Source organism: Blastococcus carthaginiensis (genome assembly GCF_030731085.1).
GTDB classification, from domain to species: domain Bacteria; phylum Actinomycetota; class Actinomycetes; order Mycobacteriales; family Geodermatophilaceae; genus Blastococcus; species Blastococcus carthaginiensis.
In genome coordinates this window covers 1-19,945 of sequence record NZ_JASNFN010000042.1, presented here as the reverse complement: position 1 = coordinate 19,945, position 19,945 = coordinate 1, and the positions used below count along the sequence as shown (strand labels likewise).

At 74.4% G+C, this 19,945-nt stretch carries 15 protein-coding genes and 1 tRNA gene; 15 read left to right on the top strand and 1 reads right to left on the bottom strand.

What is annotated here, in order from left to right:
• Positions 1-28: 28 nt before the first annotated feature.
• From QOZ88_RS21870 to QOZ88_RS21860, 3 genes are read left to right on the top strand one after another with little or no spacing between them, the layout of a single operon-like run.
• Entirely contained in the window at positions 29-1,120 is a 1,092-nt protein-coding gene (locus tag QOZ88_RS21870) for a resuscitation-promoting factor (protein ID WP_306001802.1), read from the top strand.
• The gene (gene rsmA, locus QOZ88_RS21865) at positions 1,077-1,991 is read left to right on the top strand and encodes a 16S rRNA (adenine(1518)-N(6)/adenine(1519)-N(6))-dimethyltransferase RsmA (RefSeq protein ID WP_306001801.1); all 915 of its coding nucleotides are present in this window, start codon (positions 1,077-1,079) and stop codon (positions 1,989-1,991) included. The genes QOZ88_RS21870 and rsmA overlap by 44 nt, the downstream gene beginning before the upstream one ends.
• Positions 1,988-2,908, top strand: a complete 921-nt coding sequence (locus QOZ88_RS21860) for a 4-(cytidine 5'-diphospho)-2-C-methyl-D-erythritol kinase (protein WP_306001800.1) — start codon at positions 1,988-1,990, stop codon at positions 2,906-2,908. Before rsmA ends, QOZ88_RS21860 begins: the two co-directional genes overlap by 4 nt.
• 327 nt (positions 2,909-3,235) lie before the next feature.
• Here the strand turns inward: QOZ88_RS21860 and QOZ88_RS21855 are convergent, their stop codons facing one another.
• On the bottom strand, positions 3,236-4,228 hold the full coding sequence (locus QOZ88_RS21855; protein ID WP_306001799.1) for an acyl-CoA desaturase: 993 nt from the start codon (positions 4,226-4,228) through the stop codon (positions 3,236-3,238).
• A gap of 209 nt (positions 4,229-4,437) precedes the next feature.
• Here QOZ88_RS21855 and QOZ88_RS21850 point away from each other — a divergent pair.
• The 12 genes from QOZ88_RS21850 to QOZ88_RS21795 form a co-directional block, all read left to right on the top strand.
• Positions 4,438-4,510: transfer RNA gene (locus tag QOZ88_RS21850), tRNA-Gln, on the top strand.
• 28 nt (positions 4,511-4,538) lie between these two features.
• Positions 4,539-6,047 (top strand): bifunctional UDP-N-acetylglucosamine diphosphorylase/glucosamine-1-phosphate N-acetyltransferase GlmU, encoded by a 1,509-nt coding sequence (glmU, locus tag QOZ88_RS21845; RefSeq protein WP_306001798.1) that lies wholly within the window; start codon positions 4,539-4,541, stop codon positions 6,045-6,047.
• A 13-nt stretch (positions 6,048-6,060) separates the two neighbouring features.
• The gene (locus QOZ88_RS21840; protein WP_306001797.1) at positions 6,061-7,041 is read left to right on the top strand and encodes a ribose-phosphate diphosphokinase; all 981 of its coding nucleotides are present in this window, start codon (positions 6,061-6,063) and stop codon (positions 7,039-7,041) included.
• A 47-nt stretch (positions 7,042-7,088) separates the two neighbouring features.
• Complete coding sequence (gene cysC, locus QOZ88_RS21835) at positions 7,089-8,117, top strand: adenylyl-sulfate kinase (protein ID WP_306001796.1); 1,029 nt, start codon at positions 7,089-7,091, stop codon at positions 8,115-8,117.
• Between the two features lie 145 nt (positions 8,118-8,262).
• Positions 8,263-8,976 carry a 50S ribosomal protein L25/general stress protein Ctc gene (locus QOZ88_RS21830; RefSeq protein WP_306001795.1) on the top strand — a complete coding sequence of 238 codons (714 nt, stop codon included), beginning with the start codon at positions 8,263-8,265 and terminating at the stop codon, positions 8,974-8,976.
• A gap of 86 nt (positions 8,977-9,062) precedes the next feature.
• Positions 9,063-9,632, top strand: coding sequence for an aminoacyl-tRNA hydrolase (pth, locus tag QOZ88_RS21825; RefSeq protein WP_306001819.1), 570 nt, complete (start codon positions 9,063-9,065; stop codon positions 9,630-9,632).
• A 194-nt stretch (positions 9,633-9,826) separates the two neighbouring features.
• Positions 9,827-11,332, top strand: coding sequence for a sugar transferase (locus QOZ88_RS21820; protein ID WP_306001794.1), 1,506 nt, complete (start codon positions 9,827-9,829; stop codon positions 11,330-11,332).
• 152 nt (positions 11,333-11,484) lie between these two features.
• Positions 11,485-12,735, top strand: coding sequence for a DUF1972 domain-containing protein (locus QOZ88_RS21815; protein WP_306001793.1), 1,251 nt, complete (start codon positions 11,485-11,487; stop codon positions 12,733-12,735).
• Positions 12,732-13,496, top strand: a complete 765-nt coding sequence (locus tag QOZ88_RS21810) for a CDP-alcohol phosphatidyltransferase family protein (RefSeq protein WP_306001792.1) — start codon at positions 12,732-12,734, stop codon at positions 13,494-13,496. Before QOZ88_RS21815 ends, QOZ88_RS21810 begins: the two co-directional genes overlap by 4 nt.
• The gene (locus QOZ88_RS21805) at positions 13,496-14,200 is read left to right on the top strand and encodes a hypothetical protein (protein WP_306001791.1); all 705 of its coding nucleotides are present in this window, start codon (positions 13,496-13,498) and stop codon (positions 14,198-14,200) included. Before QOZ88_RS21810 ends, QOZ88_RS21805 begins: the two co-directional genes overlap by 1 nt.
• A 163-nt stretch (positions 14,201-14,363) precedes the next feature.
• Positions 14,364-15,326 (top strand): hypothetical protein, encoded by a 963-nt coding sequence (locus tag QOZ88_RS21800; protein ID WP_306001790.1) that lies wholly within the window; start codon positions 14,364-14,366, stop codon positions 15,324-15,326.
• Positions 15,327-15,509: 183 nt separating this feature from the next.
• Positions 15,510-19,945, top strand: a 4,436-nt coding sequence (locus QOZ88_RS21795) for a PKD domain-containing protein (RefSeq protein WP_306001789.1), incomplete at its 3' end; no start/stop codon positions are given.

The window sequence follows — 19,945 nt, the reverse complement described above, 5'->3', positions numbered from 1 at the left end:
CCCGGGTTCTGTGACCCCTGGAAGTGTCGTGCGCCGCTCCCTGCAGCTCAGCCTCTTCGCCCTCGTCCTGCTCGGACTGGTGGGCGGGACGCTGGCCTTCTTCCTCGCCCAGAAGTCCGTCTCGCTGACCGTGGACGGTCAGACCCGGGACGTCGGCACCTACGCCGGCACGGTGGCCGAGGTGCTCGAGGACGAGGGCCTCACCCTCACCGCGCACGACGTCGTCCTGCCCGCGCCCGACCAGGCGGTGGCCGACGGCGACGCCGTCGTCCTCACCCGGGCGCGGCCGCTGGAGCTGGTCGTCGACGGCGTCGCGCGCGAGGTGCAGGTGACGGCGCTGTCGGTGGAGGAGGCGCTGGAGCAGCTCGGCTTCCGCACCGACGGGCTGGTCGTCTCGGCCAGCCGCAGCGAGCGCCTGCCGCTGGAGGGGATGCGGCTGAGCATCACCACACCCAAGGAGGTCGTGCTGGTCGCCGATGGCCAGGAGCGGGTGGTCACCACGACCGCCGCCACGGCCGGCGACCTGCTCGCCGAGCAGGGCATCGCCCTCAGCGGGACCGACCGCACCAGCCTGCGGCTGTCCCAGGCGCTGCTGAACCGGATGCGCCTGCAGGTGTACCGCGTGCAGGTCTCCGAGGTCACCGAGGCCACCCCGGTGGCGCACGGCCGGGTCGAGACCCAGGATGCGGAGGCGTTCCAGGGTGACGAGACGGTCACCGTGCCCGGTGTCGACGGCGAGCAGACGACCACCTACCGCGTGACCGTCGTCGACGGGGTCGAGACGAGCCGCGAGACGCTGTCCAGCACGGTCACCCGCGAGCCGGTCGACGAGCAGGTCACGGTGGGCACCAAGGCGCGCCCGACGAACAGCCCGTCCGCCGACGGCCTCAACTGGGCCGCCCTGGCGGCGTGCGAGTCCGGCGGCCGCCCGAACGCGGTCAGCGGAACCGGCAAGTACCGTGGCATGTACCAGTTCTCGCAGGCCACCTGGAACTCCGTCGGCGGCACCGGTGACCCCGCCGCCGCCTCGGCCGACGAGCAGACCTACCGCGCGCAGCTGCTCTACCAGCGCTCCGGTGCCGGCCAGTGGCCGCACTGCGGCCCGCGCCTGTTCAACTGATCCGCTGAGCACCGAACCCGAGCAGGCCGACGGGCTGCTGGGCCCGGCCGCGATCCGCGAGCTGGCCCAGCAGCTGGACCTGCGACCCACCAAGACGCTCGGGCAGAACTTCCTGCACGACGCGAACACCATCCGGCGGATCGTGCGCACCGCCGACCTGCGGCCCGACGACGTCGTGCTCGAGGTGGGGCCCGGGCTGGGCTCGCTCACCCTCGGGCTGCTGCCGGCCGTCGCCCACGTGACGGCGGTGGAGATCGACCCGCGGCTGGCCGAGCTGCTGCCCGCCACCGTCGCCGCCCGCCGATCCGACCTCGCCGGCCGGCTCACCGTGGTGCGGGACGACGCGCTGCGGATCCGCGAGCTGCCGGGCCCGCCGCCCACCGCGCTCGTGGCCAACCTGCCCTACAACGTCGCCGTCCCGGTGCTTCTGCACCTGCTCGAGCTGCTGCCCACGCTGGACCGGGCGCTGGTGCTCGTGCAGGCCGAGGTCGCCGAGCGGCTGGCCGCCGCGCCGGGGGCCCCCGCCTACGGGGTGCCCTCGGTCAAGGCCGCCTGGTACGGCGAGGTGCGCCGGGCCGGCAACGTCGGGCGCCGGGTCTTCTGGCCGGAGCCGAACGTCGACTCCGGCCTGGTCGCCCTCGTCCGCCGGCCGCCGCCACCGGGGGACCGGCTCGCGACCTTCGCCGCCGTGGACGCCGCCTTCGGCATGCGCCGCAAGGGGCTGCGGGCCGCGCTGGCGCGCTGGGCGGGCAGCCCCGCCGCCGCGGAGCAGCGCTTGCGCGCCGCCGGCATCGAGCCCACCGCCCGCGGCGAGCAGCTCTCCGTCACCGACTTCGCCCGCCTGGCCGCCACCGAGGAGGTGCAGCCGTGAGCGGCGCTGTGGTCGTCCGGGCGCCGGCGAAGGTCAACGTGCACCTCGGCGTCGGCCCGCTGCGCGAGGACGGGTTCCACGCGTTGCACACCGTCTACCTCGCGGTGTCGCTGCACGACACCGTCATGGCGCGACCGGGCGAGGGCCTCTCGCTGCGGATGAGCGGCGAGGGCGCCGACGGCCCCGGGCTGGTGCCGGCCGACCGGACCAACCTCGTCTGGCGGGCGGCGGAGCTGCTCGCCGAGCACGCGGGCGTCCGCGCCGACGCCGACCTCGAGGTGGCCAAGAGCATCCCGGTCGCCGCCGGGCTGGCCGGGGGGAGCGCCGACGCCGCGGCGACGCTGGTCGCGCTGGACGCGCTCTGGGACACCCGGGCCGGACGGGAGGACCTGCTGGAGCTGGCCGCCCAGCTCGGCAGCGACGTGCCCTTCAGCCTGGTCGGTGGGGTCGCCCTGGGCACCGGCCGGGGGGAGCAGGTCTCCCCGGTGCTGGCGGCCGGGCGGTGGCACTGGGTGCTCGGCATCGCCGGCGAGGGGCTCTCCACGCCCGCCGTCTACGGCGAGCTGGACCGGATGCGGGCCGACGGCCGGGTGCCGGACGTGACCGGGCCGACCCCGGCCGAGCCGGTGCTGGCCGCCCTGCGCACCGGCTCCACCACGGAGCTCGCCGCCGCCCTCGCCAACGACCTGCAGCCGGCTGCGCTGGCCCTCCGGCCCGATCTGCGCCGGGCGCTGCGCGCGGCCGAGGACGCCGGTGCCCGCGCCGCCCTGGTGAGCGGCTCGGGGCCCACGGTGGCCGCGCTCGCGGCCGACGAGGAGTCCGCCGTCCGGCTCGCCGCGGAGCTGGCCGGCGCCGGGGTCTTCCGCACCGTGCGGGCGGTCAGCGGCCCCGTCCCGGGGGCCCGGCCGGTCAGCTGACGGTGCCGGGAGCGCAGGGGCCCGGTGCGGCAGCAGCCGGATGCTCCGGTGGGACAGCACCACCGGAGGCGACGCCTTCACGCACCGGCTCCCTCACGGACCCCGGTGGGACGAATCTGCCCGTCCGGCGGTGGAGGTTCGTGGACGCGAGCCCGCACCCTCCCGATGGTGTGCGCGGGCGCCCGTGAAAGGGGCTGTCAGCGCACACCGTCCGGGCGCCCGGGGTGCTGAGCGGGCGCGCCGATCGGGCGGCTGGTCCGAGCGTCGGCTCGATCCGGCTGTCCCACATCCCTGCCCGCGTGGTGCTGCACGGGCAGGGGCGGGGGGTCAGCTGCCGGTGGTCGCCGGCACGCGGCGCTTGGCCGCCAGCCGCACCGGGTCGGGCCACTTGACGTTCCAGGCCCAGCCCAGCTTCTCGAACGCCCAGATCACCCGGGCGCTGATGTCGATCTGACCGCGCAGCACACCGTGGCGGGCGCAGGTCGGGTCGGCGTGGTGCAGGTTGTGCCACGACTCGCCCGCGCTGAGGATCGCCAGGGGCCAGAAGTTCGTGGCGCGGTCGCGGCCGGGGGAGACGAACGGGCGGTCGCCGACCACGTGGCAGACCGAGTTGATCGACCAGGTGACGTGGTGCAGCAGCGCGATGCGCACCAGGCCCGCCCAGAAGAAGGCCGACCAGGCCCCGGCCCAGGTGCCGGTGACCACGCCGCCGATGAGCGCGGGCAGGAACACGCTGACCGCCGCCCAGACGACGAACAGCCGGCCGGTCATGACCAGCGCGGGGTCCTTGAGCAGGTCGGGCGCGTAGCGCTCGGCGTTGGTCTTGCGGCGCTCGAACAGCCAGCCCAGGTGGGCGTGGAACATGCCCTTGAGCAACGCGCCGGCGCCGGTGCCGTAGCGCCACGGCGAGTGCGGGTCGCCCTCGCGGTCGGAGAAGGCGTGGTGGCGCCGGTGATCGGCCACCCACTGCACCACTGGTCCCTGGATGGCCATGGAGCCGGCCACGGCGAGCGCGAGCCGCAGCGGCCGCTTCGCCTTGAACGAGCCGTGCGTGAAGTAGCGGTGGTAGCCCACCGTCACGCCGAGGAGGGTGGCGAAGTAGAAGCCGACCGCCAGGCCCACGTCGAGCCAGGAGAGACCCCAGCCCCACACGGCCGGGACGACCGCGGCCAGGGCGAGGAAGGGCACCACCACGAAGACGTAGAGGGTGACGATCTCCAGGACGCTCTTGCGCCGGCCGATCGCGTTGGCCGGGAGCCCGGCGTGCGGATCCGCGGGACGCGGGGGAGCCATGGGCCGGGTGCGGGCAGGAGCGGACAAGGGGCCTCCGAGGGGCGACCGGTGGGGGAGCTGGCCGGTGGGCGCTGGGCCCCGGCTGCGTTGCCGTAACGTACGCCACCGCGGTGAACCCGGCGACCGGAGTGCGGGTGACCGCGGCTCGCGCACGTGCTCCCGGCACCGGCGGGGCCCTAGGCTCGCCCTCGGGCGCCGGTCCACCGGCGCCTCCCGGGCCCGCACCGGCCCGGGGATGGGGGATGGGGTAATCGGCAGCCCGCCGGCCTTTGGAGCCGGGAAGTCTCGGTTCGAGTCCGAGTCCCCCAGCGCAACCCGCCGACGCCCGAGGAGTTCCGTGACCCACCCGCAGCCGGTCCCCGCCCCCGACGCGCCGACGGTGGCGGCCGTCGTGGTCCTGGCCGCCGGGCAGGGCACCCGCATGCGCTCGTCCACCCCCAAGGTGCTGCACCCGCTGGGCGGGCGCAGCATGCTCGGGCACGTCCTCGCCGCGGCCGCGCCGCTGGCGGCGGGCCGGACCGTCGTCGTCGTCGGCTCCGGCCGCGACCAGGTGGCGGCCCACCTGGCGCAGGTCGCGCCCGAGGCCCTGGCGGTCGTGCAGGAGGAGCAGCTCGGTTCCGGCCACGCGGCCGAGGTCGCCCTGGCCGCCGTGCCGGACCTCGAGGGCTCGGTGCTCGTCGTCAACGGGGACTCGCCGCTGCTGACCAGTCGGACGCTGACCGGGCTCGTGGCCGCCCACGACGCCGCCGGCAGCGTCTTCACCGTCCTCACCGCCGAGGTCGAGGACCCCACGGGCCTGGGCCGGATCGTCCGCGACGACCGCGGCGCCCCGCAGGCCATCGTCGAGGAGCGGGACGCGACCGACGAGCAGCGCGCCCTCCGCGAGGTCAACGCCGGCGTCTACGTCGCGGACGCCGGCACCCTGCGCCGGGTGCTGGCCGGTCTCGGGAGGTCGAACGCGCAGGGCGAGCAGTACCTGACCGACGCGCTCGCGCCGCTCGTCGCCGGCGGGGCGCCGACGGCCGCGGTCCGCGCCGAGGACCCCGACGACGTGCTGGGCTGCAACGACCGCGTGGAGCTCGCCGCCCGCCGCCGCGCCCTCAACGACCGCGTGCTCGACGGGCTGATGCGCAGCGGTGTCACCGTCGTCGACCCGCTCACCACGTGGGTCGACGTCACTGCGACGGTGGGGCGGGACGCCGTCCTGGAGCCCGGCACCCATCTCCGCGGGGTGACCGCGGTGGGTGACGCTGCCCACGTGGGCCCGGACACCACGCTGGAGGACACCGAGGTGGGGGAGGGGGCCACCGTGGTGCGGGCGCACGCGGTGGGTGCGCGGATCGGGGTGCGGGTCTCCGTCGGCCCGTTCGCCTACCTGCGCCCGGGCACCGACCTCGGCGCCGGGGCGAAGGTCGGCACCTTCGTGGAGACCAAGAACGCGCAGGTCGGAGAGGGAGCGAAGATCCCGCACCTGTCCTACGTGGGCGACGCGACGATCGGCCGCGGCACCAACATCGGCGCCGCCACGGTGTTCGTGAACTACGACGGCGTGGCCAAGCACCGCACCACGATCGGGGAGCACGCGCGCACCGGGGCCGACAACATGTTCGTGGCGCCGGTCACCGTGGGGGACGGCGCCTACACCGCGGCGGGGTCGGTGATCACCTCCGACGTGCCCCCCGGGGCCATGGCCGTCGCGCGGGCGCCCCAGCGGAATGTGGCAGGCTGGGTGCGTCGCCGACGGTCCGGAACGCCCGCTGCGGAGGCCGCGGCAGCGGCCGAGGGCCGGACCGAGGCACCCGGGGCGGACCCGTCCGAGTCCTCCCGTGCGGCCCACGACAGCTAGGGACACCGAGCCGATGAGTGCGATCCGGCAGACGACGAACAAGAGCATGATGCTCTTCTCCGGTCGGGCCTACCCGGCGCTGGCCGACGAGATCGCCGGTCACCTGGGCGTGACGCCGACCCCGACGGCGGCCTACGAGTTCGCCAACGGCGAGCTCTTCGTGCGGTTCGAGGAGTCGGTGCGCGGCTGCGATGCCTTCGTGGTGCAGAGCCACACCGCGCCGATCAACACCTGGCTCATGGAGCAGCTGATCATGGTCGACGCGCTGAAGCGCGCCTCGGCCAAGCGGATCACCGTCGTCGCGCCGTTCTTCCCCTACGCCCGGCAGGACAAGAAGCACCGCGGCCGGGAGCCGATCTCGGCCCGTCTGGTCGCCGACATGTTCAAGACCGCGGGCGCCGACCGGCTGATGACCGTCGACCTGCACACCGCCCAGATCCAGGGCTTCTTCGACGGCCCGGTCGACCACCTCTTCGCGCTCGACCTGCTGGTCAAGCACGTCTGCGAGCGCTGGGGCGACCGCGACATCACCGTCGTCTCGCCCGACTCCGGACGGGTCCGCGTCTCCGAGCGGTGGAGCGACAAGCTCGGCGGCACCCCGCTGGCCTTCATCCACAAGACCCGTGACCCGCTGGTGGCCAACGAGGTCGTCGCCAACCGCGTCGTCGGCGAGGTCGAGGGCCGGGTCTGCATCCTGGTCGACGACATGATCGACACCGGCGGCACGATCGTGAAGGCCGCCGAGACGCTCTTCGACGCCGGTGCTGCGGACGTCATCGTCACCGCCACGCACGGTGTGCTGTCCGGAGCCGCCGTCGAGCGGCTGTCCAACAGCAAGATCAGCGAGGTCATCGTGACCAACACGCTGCCCATCGAGCCGGCCCGCCAGTTCGACAAGCTCACCGTCCTCTCGATCGCCCCGCTGCTCGCGCGGGCGATCAAGGAGGTCTTCGAGGACGGCTCGGTCACCAGCCTCTTCGACGGCGCCAGCTGACGCACCGGCCCGCGCCGCCGGGCCGTCCTCCTGCGAGGATGACCGGCGTGCCGGCTCGCTGCAGACTCGGTGACGCGCAGGTCGCCGCCGTCGCCCGTTTCCACCACGGCCTCGTCGACGCCGCGCCGGAGCTGCCCCCGGCCGAGGAGTACGAGGACGCCCAGGGCGTGCTCGTGGGCACCTCCGACGGCGAGGACCTGACCATCGTGGAGGTGCCGCGCTGGGAGGCCCCGTCGGCGGTGGCCGCCCGGCTGCGCGAGCGGGGCTGGGAGTCCCCGGCCGCCTGGATCGGGGCACCCCCGGCGGACGTCTCGGCGCTGCCCCCGCGGCTGCTCGTGCTGCTGCCCGCGGCCGGGTTGCCGGCGGACTCGGCCGCGCTGGCGCAGCGCGCCGCCGCCTGGGGTGTCGCGCGGGCCGGGGGCCGGGAGGTCGTCGTCCTGCCGGTCCCGGTGACGCCGGGCTCGCCCGAGCTCCCCCCCGGCGACCTCGCCGCCGCCTACGGCGCGGAGCTGCTCGGCGACGAGCCCGGTGCCGCCCCGCTCGGCACCGGGGGGCGCGTCGTCCTCTGCACCGGGCTGTCCGGTGCCGGGAAGTCGACGATCGCCGCCCGGGTGGTCGAGCTGCTCGTGGAGGCCGGCCGGACCGTCACCCTGCTCGACGGCGACGAGGTGCGCCACCACCTGTCGGCCGGGCTGGGCTTCTCCCGGGCCGACCGCGACACCAACGTGCTGCGGATCGGCTGGGTCGCCGCGCAGATCGCCAAGCACGGGGGCACCGCGGTGTGCGCGCCCATCGCTCCCTACGCCGAGGTGCGCAGCGAGGTGCGCCGGGAGGTCGAGCGGCAGGCCGGGCCGGGCAGCTTCGTGCTGGTGCACGTGGCCACGTCGCTGACCGAGTGCGAGGCGCGGGACCGCAAGGGGCTCTACGCGCGGGCCCGGCGCGGGGAGATCCCCGCCTTCACCGGCATCAGCGACCCCTACGAGGTCCCGGTGGACGCCGAGGTCACCGTGGAGACCGCGGGGCGGACGGTGGACGAGTGCGCCCGGCAGGTGCTCGACGGGGTGCTCGGCGGCTGACCGGGCTGGGGTAACCTGTTCCCCGTTGCCCGGCGAGGGAGACGGTCCACCCGTACTCCGTGATCGACGTGCGTGTGCCCCGTGGGGTGTGCTGCGCCCGGTCGCCGGCCCGCAGACCGATCCACCTTCCGAGGAGCACATCACCGTGGCTGACTTCCGTCTCGAGGCCGAGACCCGTACCGAGTTCGGCAAGGGCAGCGCCCGCCGCACCCGGCGCGCCGGCCGCGTCCCCGCCGTCCTGTACGGGCACGGCCAGGACGTCGTCCACCTGTCCCTGCCGGCCCGCGAGTTCGCCGCGGCGCTGCGTAACGGCGGCAGCAACGTCCTGCTGACCGTCGTGCTGGAGGGCAAGGAGCAGCTGGCGCTGACCAAGGCCGTGCAGCGCGACCCGCTGACCCGCGTGCACGAGCACGTCGACCTGCTGGTCGTCCGCCGCGGCGAGAAGACCACCGTCGACGTGCCGATCGTGATCGTCGGGCAGCCCGCGCCGGACTCGATCCCGAACCACCAGCTGAACACCGTCTCGATCGAGGCGGACGCGACCAAGCTGCCCGAGAGCATCGAGGTCGACGTCACCGGCCGCCAGGCCGGGCAGGGCATCACCGCCGGTGACCTCGTGCTGCCCACGGGCTCCACGCTGATCACCGACCCCGAGGCCCTCGTCATCGGCTTCCTGGGCGCGCCCACGGCCGAGGCCCTGGAGGCCGAGCTCGCCGAGGCCGAGGCCGAGGCCGGCATCGAGCGCGAGGAGTCCGACGAGGCCGCCGAGGGTGCCGGCGAGGGCGACGTCGTGCCCGAGCCGCTCGACCAGGGCAGCGGCGAGTCGATGGACGCCGCCGAGAACAGCACGGACGACTGAGGCATCCGCTGACCGAGAGCACGGACCGCAGGGGCGCCGGCACCGCCGGCGCCCCTGCGGCGTCCCCGCCGCCCGACGGGCCCTACCTGGTCGCCGGCCTGGGCAACCCCGGTCCGGCGTACGCCGGCAACCGGCACAACGTGGGCGCGATGGTCCTCGAGGAGCTGGCGCGGCGGGCCGGGATCCGGCTCGCCCCCGGCAAGGGCGCCCGGGCCCGCGCCCTCGCCGGTGAGGGCCGGCTGGCGGGCCGCCGGGTCGTGCTCGCCCAGCCGCTGACCTACATGAACGAGTCCGGCGGCCCGGTGCGCGGGCTGCTCGACTACCACAAGTTGCCGGCCGAGCAGCTGGTCGTCGTGCACGACGAGCTGGACATCGACTTCGGCGTCGTGCGGCTCAAGCGCGGCGGTGGTGAGGGCGGCCACAACGGCCTGCGCTCGATCACCCGCTCGACCGGCACCAAGGACTACCTGCGGGTCCGCGTGGGGATCGGCCGGCCCCCCGGCCGGCAGGACCCCGCCGACTTCGTGCTCAAGGACTTCTCGGCGACCGAGCGCAAGGAACTCGACCTGCTGCTGGTCGAGGCCGCGGACGCCGCCGAGCTGCTGCTCACGTCCGGCCTGGAGGCTGCGCAGAACCAGGTCCACCCCCGCACCTGACGCCCTCGGACGGCCACACCGCACGGCCCTATCGGGTGACAGCGTGACGCTCCGTGTTGACGGTCCGGTCGGCCCGCTGTGAGGGTTGCAGGCGATCAGCACCGCCGTGCCCCGGTGGAGCCGCTGCCCGGCCACCGTCGCCCGGGTCGGCGGCATGTCGAGACGGATACGGTGCGTAACGTTCGGGGGAACGCATGCTGCTGGACCGCCACCAGGCGAGCTCGGGAGCGGTGATCCTGCCGGGGGCCCCCGGCGGATCCGCCGCTGCCCCGGTCGCGCGCGCCCGGCTGCTGGCCCGGCGCGCCGCCCCGGCCTGGGTGCGGACCTACAGCCGGACGCTGGTCGCGGTGGAGACCGCGCTGGCCGCCGCCGCGGGCGCCACCGTCCTGGTCGCCCGCGCCGACCCGGCCGGGCCGGGCACGGCCCTCTTCTGGGCCGCGCTCGCCCTCGTGGCGGCCTGGCCGGTCCTGCTCGCGTGCACCGGCGCCTACTCCGAGCGGGTGTACGGCACCGGGAGCGACGAGTACCGCCGCGTCGGCCGCGCCGGGCTGCTCCTCCTGGGCACCACCAGCTTCCTGTCCTACGCCGCCGCGCTCGAGCTGAGCCGCGCGCTCGTCGTCGTCGCCCTGCCCGTCCTGGTGCTCGCCACGCTGCTCGTCCGGTACGCCGCGCGCACCCGCCTCCGCGGGTTGCGGGCGCAGGGGCTCTGCACCAAGAAGGTCGTCGTCGTGGGGCGCGGCGGGGCGGTGCTGGAGCTGGTCACGCGGCTGCAGCGCGAGCGCTTCGGCGGCCTGGAGGTGGTCGCCGCCGCCGTCACCCCGGACGACCGCGCGCGGGTCGCCGAGCGGGCCGGCGTGCCCGTCGGCGGCCTCGACGACGTCCTGCTCCTGGCCGGGACCTACGACGCGGACACGATCGCCGTCACCTCCGCCAGCGAGACGGCGGCGCAGTACCTCCGCCGGCTGTCCTGGCAGCTCGAGGGCACCGGCATCGAGCTGCTCGTGGCGCCGGGCCTGATCGAGGTGGCCGGCCCGCGGCTGCACATCCGCCCCTTCGAGGGGCTGCCGCTGCTGGCCGTGGAGGAGCCCTGCTTCGAGGGCTGGCGGCGCGTCGTCAAGGGCAGCATGGACCGTGCGGTCGCGGCGCTGGCGCTGCTCGTCCTCTCGCCCCTGCTGCTGGTCGTCGCCGTCGCCGTCCGGTGCACCAGCGCCGGGCCGGTGCTCTACCGCCAGGAGCGCGTGGGTCTGGGCGGGCGCACCTTCACGATGCTGAAGTTCCGCAGCATGGTGGTCGACGCCGACCGGCAGCTCGACCGGTTGCGCGCGGAGAACATCTCCGACGGCCCGCTGTTCAAGATCCGGACCGACCCGCGGGTCACCCCCGTCGGGCGGCTGCTGCGCCGGCTCTCCCTCGACGAGCTGCCGCAGCTGCTCAACGTGCTCGGTGGCGGCATGTCGCTGGTCGGCCCGCGCCCGCCCCTGCCCGCGGAGGTCGCGCGCTACGACTCCTCGGTGAGCCGGCGCCTGCTCGTGAAGCCCGGGCTCACCGGCCTGTGGCAGATCTCCGGTCGCAGCGACCTCTCCTGGGAGGAGTCGGTGCGCCTGGACCTGCGCTACGTGGAGAACTGGTCGCTGGCGCTGGACGCCGTGATTCTCTGGAAGACCGGGCGGGCCGTCCTCTCCCGCTCCGGCGCGTACTGACCTCCCCCTCCCGAGCGTCACCCGCAGGGGTCACGCGACCCCCCGGAACGGTCCACCGCGGCCGTTCGCTCGGCGAAGCTCCTGGAAGACGGACGCCGGGACGGCACCGAGCAGGTGACCGGCCCGCGCACCAGGAGAGGGACGGAGGGACCATGCGGATCGCCATGGTCGGCACGCGCGGGGTGCCCGCTCGGTACGGCGGGTTCGAGACCGCCGTCGAGGAGGTCGGCCGCCGGCTCGCCGACCGGGGGCACCGGGTGGTCGTGTACTGCCGCACCGTCCCCGGGCGGACCGGGCGCCCGGCCGAGCACCTGGGCATGGAGCTCGTGCACCTGCCCGCCGCCCGCAAGCGGTCGCTGGAGACGCTGAGCCATTCAGCGCTCTCCGTGGCCCACCTGGTGGCGCACCGCACGGACGCCGCCTTCGTCTTCAACGCGGCCAACGCGCCGCTGCTCCCGGCGCTGCGCACCGCCCGCATCCCGGTCGCCACGCACGTCGACGGGCTCGAGTGGAAGCGGGCCAAGTGGGGTCCGATCGGGCAGCGCTACTACCGGCTGGCCGAGGCGCTGGCGGTGCGCTGGTCCGACGCCCTCATCGCCGACGCCCAGGGGATCGCCGACTACTACCGGTCGGAGTTCGGGGTGCCCACCACCCTGCTCACCTACGGCGCCCCGATCATCGAGCCGGGCACCGGCAAGCTCGCCGAGCTGGGCCTCACCCCGGGCGGCTACCACCTGGCGGTCGCCCGCTTCGAGCCGGAGAACCACGTCGACGTCATCGTCGACGGCTACCGGCGCAGCGGGGCGCGCAAGCCCCTGGTCGTCGTCGGGTCCGCCCCGTACTCCGACGCGTACACCGCCCGCGTGCACGCGCTGGCCGACGAGCGGGTGCGCTTCCTCGGCGGCGTCTGGGACCAGGAGCAGCTCGACCAGCTCTACGCCCACGCCTACACCTACCTGCACGGCCACTCGGTGGGTGGGACGAACCCCTCGCTGCTGCGCGCCATCGGTGCCGGCACCGCGGTCCTCGCCTACGACGTGGACTTCAACCGCGAGGTGGTCGAGGACTCCGGCCGGTTCTTCGCCAGCCCGGCCGACGTCGCCGCGCTCGTCGACGCCGCCGAGGCGGCTCCGGCCGCGGTCCGGCGGTCCGCAGCGAGGGCGCGGGTGCTCGCCCGCGGCTACGACTGGGACGTGGTCGCCGCCGGCTACGAGCAGCTCGCCCGCCGGCTGGCCGGGCGGCAGCTGCCGAGCCGTCGCCCCTCCGGCCGGCGGTTCCCGGCGCCGTCCTCCGGCCCCGCACCGGTGCCCTTCCCGCGCCCGGCTGCGGAGTCCGCGGCGCCGCCGCGCCACGCGATGGCCGCGGGCTCGGACGTGATCCCGTTCCGGGGGGCGCAGCAGTGACCGTCACCGACACGACCCCGCCGCCCGAGGCGCCGACCGAGAGCCTCCGTGCCACCCTCGGCCGGCTGTCGGCCGCGCAGAAGGGTGCTCAGGGTGCGCCGGCGTACTCCCGGTTCGTGAACCGGAAGGCCGGCCGGGTGTTGGCGGCGCTGGCCTTCCACGCCCGCCTGACCCCCAACGCCGTCACCGGCATCAGCGCCGCGTTCACCTTCACGGGCATCGCGCTGCTGGCCCTCGTCCCGCCGTCGTGGGCGATGGGGGTGGCGGTGAGCGTCTGCCTGGCCGTGGGCTACGCCTTCGACGCCGCCGACGGTCAGCTCGCCCGCCTCCGTGGCGGCGGATCGCCTGCGGGTGAGTGGCTGGACCACATGGTGGATGCCGTCAAGATCGCCAGTCTGCACCTGGCGCTGCTGATCGGGCTCCACCGCTCCGGAGCGTTCGACGTCGACGCCGTCCTGCTCGTGCCGCTGGGCTTCTCCGTCGTCTCGGTCGTCCTCTTCTTCGCCACGCTCCTCAACGAGGCCCTGCGAGCGCAGCACGGCGCTCGGACGCGGGCGACCCCGGCCGGGGAGCGGCCCGGCATGGTGCGCTCGCTGGCGGCGCTCCCCACCGACTACGGAGTGCTCTGCCTGGTCTTCCTGCTCCTCGGGGCTCCGACGGTGTTCCTCACCGCGTACGGCGCTCTGTTCCTCGCCACGGCCGGCTACCTGGCCCTGGCCTGCCCGAAGTGGTTCGGAGAGATGCGAGGGCTGGCGGCATGATGACCGAGGACCTGACGCCGGAGCGCGCACGCCGCACGTGGATCGCGCTGCTCGCCGTGGCGGCGGCGGTGGCGGTCGTCGCCGCGCTGGTCGCCGTGCTGGGTCCCGCGGACGCGGACGACCGCGGTCGCGCAGCCGCGGGCAGCACGTCGACACCGGCATCGCCGTCATCCACCCCCGCTGCCCCCGCTGCCCCGGCCACCCCGGCCGCCTCGGCCGCCTCGGCCGCTCAGGGGACGCCGACGCAGACGCCGCAGGTCGTCTCTCCGGCTCCTGCCGTCACCGGCCAGGTGGAGGGCGCCCCGCCGTCGCTCGAGGCGGTCGGCCTGGAGGACGCGGTCGATGCCGGGCAGGGGTTCGTCGCCGAGTTGTCGTCCATCTCGGCGATCCAGGCATCCGCGACCGGCCCGGGCAACATCGCCGGACCGGCCCTCGCCGTCACCGTCCGCATCACGAACGGCACCGGCATGTCCGTGCGGCTGGCCGACGTCGAGGTGGCGCTCACCTACACCGCGGAGGAGGTGGCCGCGTCGCCCGTCGACGACGACACCGCCTCGCCGCTGCAGGGCAGCCTGGCCAGCGGCGGCTCCGCCGAGGGCACCTACGTGTTCTCCGTCCCCGCGGACCAGCGACAGGTCGTGACCGTGACCGTCGGACTCGTGGCGGGTGCTCCGCTGCTGGTCTTCAGTGGCGCGGTGGCCTGAACCGGAAAGTCCGCGGCTACGTCCGGGCGCGACTGCTGCGCATCATGCCGGCGTACTGGTTCAGCCTGCTGGCGGTGGCGTTCGTCATCGCACCGCTGGCACTGCTGGCGTCCGGGCAGCGGGTGGCCCACTGTTCGAGGGACCCCGCAGCAGCTGGGCCTACGTGCTGGCCAACCTGGACACCCGGATCGCCTTCTTCGACATCGCCGGCACGCCCCAGGGGGTGCCCTATCCGGGTGCGTGGAACGGATCGGTGTGGACCCTGCAGTGGGAGATGGCCGCCTACGCCGGGCTGCTGCTCCTGGCGGTCCTGCGCCTCACCCGGCACCGCTGGTTCCTGCTGGCGCTGGCGGCGGTGTCCTGGATCCTGCTCCTGTTCTGCGCGCTGGACGTGGTGGACCCTGGTGGATACCGGCTCGGCGGCCTGCGTTTCGCCCTCATGTTCCTCACCGGCGCCTGCCTCTACGCCTTCGCCCGCCGGGTGCCCGTGCGCGGCTGGCTGGCAGGGCTGTCCGTGGTGGCCATCGCCGCCGGGGGGTTCCTCTCCGATTACCGGTTGATCGCGGCGCCCGCCCTGGCGTACCTCGTCTTCTGGATCGGCAGTCGGTTGCGTCATCCCCGCTGGAACCGGCGGACCGACCTGTCCTTCGGTCTGTTCCTGTTCGGATTCCCGGTGCAGCAGCTGCTGCTGACCCTCGGCTGGGACTCCCCGCACCCGCTCCTCTTCTTCGTGGTGTCGGTGCTGGCTACCCTCCCGCTCGGGCTCGCCTCCTGGTTCGCCGTGGAGCGACCGGCGATGAACTGGAGCGCGGGCTGGATCGACGTGCGGCCGACCGCGCCGCTGTGGCCGGCGGCCCGCGGGCGTGGAGGCGGCGTCGCCGTGTGGCGACCGTGCCGGCGAGCGCCGGCCCGGCCCCGGGCGTCCAGACCGACGGGATGTCGGTTCCCGCTTCCTGACCGGGCCGCCGGAGTCCCGGCGGTCGAGCGGCGCCGCGCTGGTCCGCCAGGTGCTGGCCGGGCGGACCGGCGTTCGTGCGTGGCGGGCGAGCTGGGCGCATCGGTTGCTGCCCGCCCCGTCCGTGCACGGGACGAGCGGATGCCGGGCCGCCGCCCACGCTCACGCTGAGTGACACCGTCTCCGTTCACGCAGCGTAGGTGACGCAATGCAGTTGCTTGATCACAAACGAGCCAACTCGGCTGCTGGGAGCCCATCCGATCGGGTGCTGTTGCTCCGTCCGCCGCTCGGGTTTCATTACTTTCTGTGTTCGCCGACCCGGTCCGGGGGCGAGCGGGGGAACGAGATGGGGACATGGACACACAGAGCGTGATGACGGCTCGTCGCCTGACGGCGGGCTTGATGGGTTTCCTGCTGATCGCGTTGTCCCTCGGGGCGCTGGTGCCCGGTACCGCCCGGGCGGACACCGCACCCGCCGACCCGACGAACCCGACGACGCCCGTCACGGTCAGCGCCGATGCGCTGCCGACGGTCCAGATCGACGGGGTCGCCTGGTCCCAGGTCGTGGTGGGCAACACCGTGTACGTGGCCGGCAAGTTCAGCTCGGCCCGTCCGGCGGGAGTCGCCGCGGGGACGCAGGAGACGGTCCGGAACAACCTCCTCGCCTACGACATCCGCACCGGCGCCCTCATCACGTCCTTCGCGCCCGACCTCAACGGCCAGGCGCTCATCGTCACCGCGTCGCCGGACGGGTCGCGCATCTACGTGGGCGGTGACTTCACCCGCGCCGATGGTCAGCCCCGCTACCGGATCGCCGCGTACAGCACCGTGACCGGCCAGCTGGTGCCGGACTTCAAGCCGATCATGGGCTCGCAGGTGCGCGCCATCGCCGTGACCGGGGACACCGTCTACCTGGGCGGTGGCTTCAAGTCGGTCAACGGCGAGGCGCGCAGCCGGCTGGCCGCCGTGAGCGCGTCCGACGGCAGCCTCAAAAGCTGGGCACCCGTCGCGGGCGCGGGCAAGAACTACAACGGCAGCACGGCGATCAACTACGCCGTGATGTCGATGGTGCTCACCGACGACGCGAGCAAGGTCGTGGTCGGCGGCCGGTTCGGCACGCTGAACGGCCAGGCGGCCTCCGGCATCGGTGCGCTCGACGCCACCAGCGGAGCGACCCTCCCCTTCGCGGTGGGCAGCCTGGTGACCAACCAGGGGGACCACTCCGCCGTCTACCACCTCTCCACCGACGGCGCCCGGGTCTACGCGACCGGATACGACTACTCGGGGCCGGGCAACCTCGAGGGCGCGCTGGCCGCCGACGCCTCCACCGGCGAGCTGGTCTGGATGGCCGACTGTCACGGCGACAGCTACGCGAGCACGCCCATCGGCGGCGCCCTCTACGTCGCCGGGCACCCGCACGTGTGCAGCAACATCGGCGGGTTCCCCGAGGCCAGCCCGCGGCTGTCCCAGTACGCGCTGGCGTACAGCACGGCGCCCAGCAGCACCAAGGTCGGCCCCGCCACCTTCAAGAACGCGAACTTCTACGGGAAGCCGGCGCCGGCGATCGCCGCCTGGTGGCCGACGTTCCTGCCCGGCAAGGTGACCGGTCAGGGTCAGGCCGGCTGGTCGGTCACCGGCAACAGCGAGTACGTCGCCTTCGCCGGGGAGTTCCCCGGGGTGAACAACAAGGCGCAGGCCGGCCTGGTCCGGTTCGCGGTCCCGGCTCTCGCGCCGAACGACGTCGGCCCGGACACCAGCGCCACGCTGACCCCGGAACTGGCCTCCTTCACCAAGGGAGCGGTGCGGGTCGGCTGGTCGACCACCACCGACCGCGACAACGCGGACCTCGTCTACGAGGTCTACCGCAGCGACCGGCCCACCACCCCGGTCCACCGCGTGACGGCCGCGTCGACCTACCGGCTGGCCGCCGGCCGGATGAGCTACGTGGACACGGGCCTGACGCCCGGCGCCGACTACACCTACCGGATCCGGGTCTCCGACCCCTTCGGCAACGGGTACTCCAGCGCGGCGGCCACCGTGACCGTCGCGACCACGGGCAGCTCGGCCGACAGCCCGTACGCCACGACGGTGCGGGCCGACGGCGCGGTGGACCACTGGCGGCTCGGTGAGTCGAACGGGTCGACCGGCTACGACCTCGGGTCGGCGGCGCTGGACCTCACCACCTCCAGCGGCGTCGACCGCGGGAAGACCGGGGCGCTCGCCGGCGACCCCGACACCGCCTACCAGTTCAGCGGGAACTCCACCGGCCTGGCCAGCACCCGGACCGCGATCGAGGGTCCGCAGACCTTCACCATCGAGACGTTCCTCCGGACGACGACGCGCGACGGCGGGAAGCTCGTCGGGTTCGGCAACGCGAGCACCGGCACCTCGAGCAGCTACGACCGGCACCTGTACCTGGACGGATCGGGATACCTGTTCTTCGGCGTCTACCCCGGTGCCGAGCGCACGGTCCGGACCCCTTCCCGGGTCAACGACGGCGCGTGGCACCACGTGGTGGCCACGCTGTCGTCGGAGGGCATGAACCTCTACCTCGACGGCGAGCTGGTCGCGACGAGGACGGACACGACCTCGGCGCAGCCGTACTCTGGCTACTGGCGGCTGGGCGGTGACACCTCCTGGGCCAGCAGCACGTGGGTCAACCGCTCCTGGTACAGCGGCCAGCTCGACGAGGTGGCGATCTACCCGACGGCGCTCACCGCGGCACAGGTGGCCAACCACTACACCGCCGCGCGCACCGGCGAGGCGGCGAACATCGCTCCGGCAGCTGCCTTCGTGGATACGGCCACCGACCTCGCGCTGGCCGTGGACGGCACCCCCTCGACCGACGCCGACGGCACGGTTGCGAGCTGGGCGTGGAACTTCGGGGACGGCTCGACCGGCACCGGGGCGACGACGTCGCACACCTACGCCGCGGCCGGCACCTACGCGGTGACGCTGACGGTGACCGACGACGAGGGTGCGACCAACTCGGTCACCCGCCAGGTGACGGTCACCGAGCCGGTCCCCAACGTGGCGCCGACGGCGGCGTTCACGGTGTCGGCGGATGCGCTCTCGGCGGCCTTCGACGGTTCGGCCTCGGCCGACACCGACGGTTCGGTGCAGGCATGGGCGTGGGACTTCGGTGACGGCTCCACCGGCACCGGGGCGACGACGTCGCACAGCTACGCCGCGGCCGGCACCTACGAGGTGGCGCTGACGGTGACCGACGACGACGGTGCGAGCGCCACGACGACCCGGGCGGTCGTGGTGACCACCGCGCTGGCGGCGGATGCCTTCGGTCGCGAGGTGTCCGGTGGCTGGGGTCAGGCCGACACCGGTGGCACGTGGGCGGTCAGCGGTGGGGCGGCGAACTTCGCGGTCACCGGTGGCGTCGGGCAGTGGACGGCGTCGCCGGGGCGGAGCGTCGGGGCCCGGCTGCCGGTGTCCGCGCAGGACGTCGTGGCCGAGCTGGACGTGGCGCTGCAAGACGCGCCGACCGGTGGTGGGTCGTTCGTGAACCTGGGTGTGCGCCGGATCGGCACCAGTGACTACCGGGCGCGGCTGTGGGTCGCTTCCACGGGCCTGGCGCAGCTGTCGGTGTCGCGGGTGGTGTCGGGTGCGGAGACGGTGCTGCAGACGGTGCGGCTGCCGGGCACGTACGCCGCGGGTGACGTGCTGCGGGTGCGGGTGGAGGCGGTGGGGTCGGGAACGACGACCGTGCAGGCCAAGGCGTGGCCGGTGGCCGGGATCGAGCCGGACTGGCTGGTGAGCGCGACCGACAGCAGCGTGGAGCTGCAGGGTGCCGGTGGGCTGTACCTGCAGGGGTACACCTCCGGCTCGGCCAGCCGCCCCCAGGTCATCGTCGCCGACCAGCTGTACGCGGGGGCACCGGGCACCACGCCGGCGCCAGCACCGGTGAACGTGGCGCCGACGGCGTCCTTCAGTTCGACCCCGGTCGACCTGGCAGTGCAGTTCGACGCGGCCGGCTCGGCGGACGCGGACGGTTCGCTGACCGGCCACGCCTGGGACTTCGGCGACGGCACGACGGGGACCGGTGCGACGGTGTCGCACAGCTACGCGGTGCCCGGGACCTATGCGGTGACGCTCACCGTGACCGACGAGGACGGGGCCACGGGCACCGTCACCCGCGAGATCACGGTGACGGCGCCGACGGACCCGACGGACCCGACGGACCCGACAGACCCGACAGACCCGACCGAGGAGGAGCTCGCGACCGATGCGTTCGGTCGTGAGGTGTCCGGTGGCTGGGGCGCGGCTGACCTGGGTGGAGTCTGGGGAATCGCCGGTGGGGTGGCCAACGCTGCGGTGAGCGGTGGGGTGGGCACGTTGACGGTGGCGCCTGGGCGGAGTGTGGGGGCGAACCTGCCAGTGTCGGTGCAGGAGGTGTCGGCGCAGCTGGACGTGGCGCTGCAGGACGCGCCGACCGGTGGTGGGTCGTTCGTGAACCTGGGTGTGCGCCGGATCGGCACCAGTGACTACCGGGCGCGGCTGTGGGTCGCTTCCACGGGCCTGGCGCAGCTGTCGGTGTCGCGGGTGGTGTCGGGTGCGGAGACGGTGCTGCAGACGGTGCGGCTGCCGGGCACGTACGCCGCGGGTGACGTGCTGCGGGTGCGGGTGGAGGCGGTGGGGTCGGGAACGACGACCGTGCAGGCCAAGGCGTGGCCGGTGGCCGGGATCGAGCCGGACTGGCTGGTGAGCGCGACCGACAGCAGCGTGGAGCTGCAGGGTGCCGGTGGGCTGTACCTGCAGGGGTACACCTCCGGCTCGGC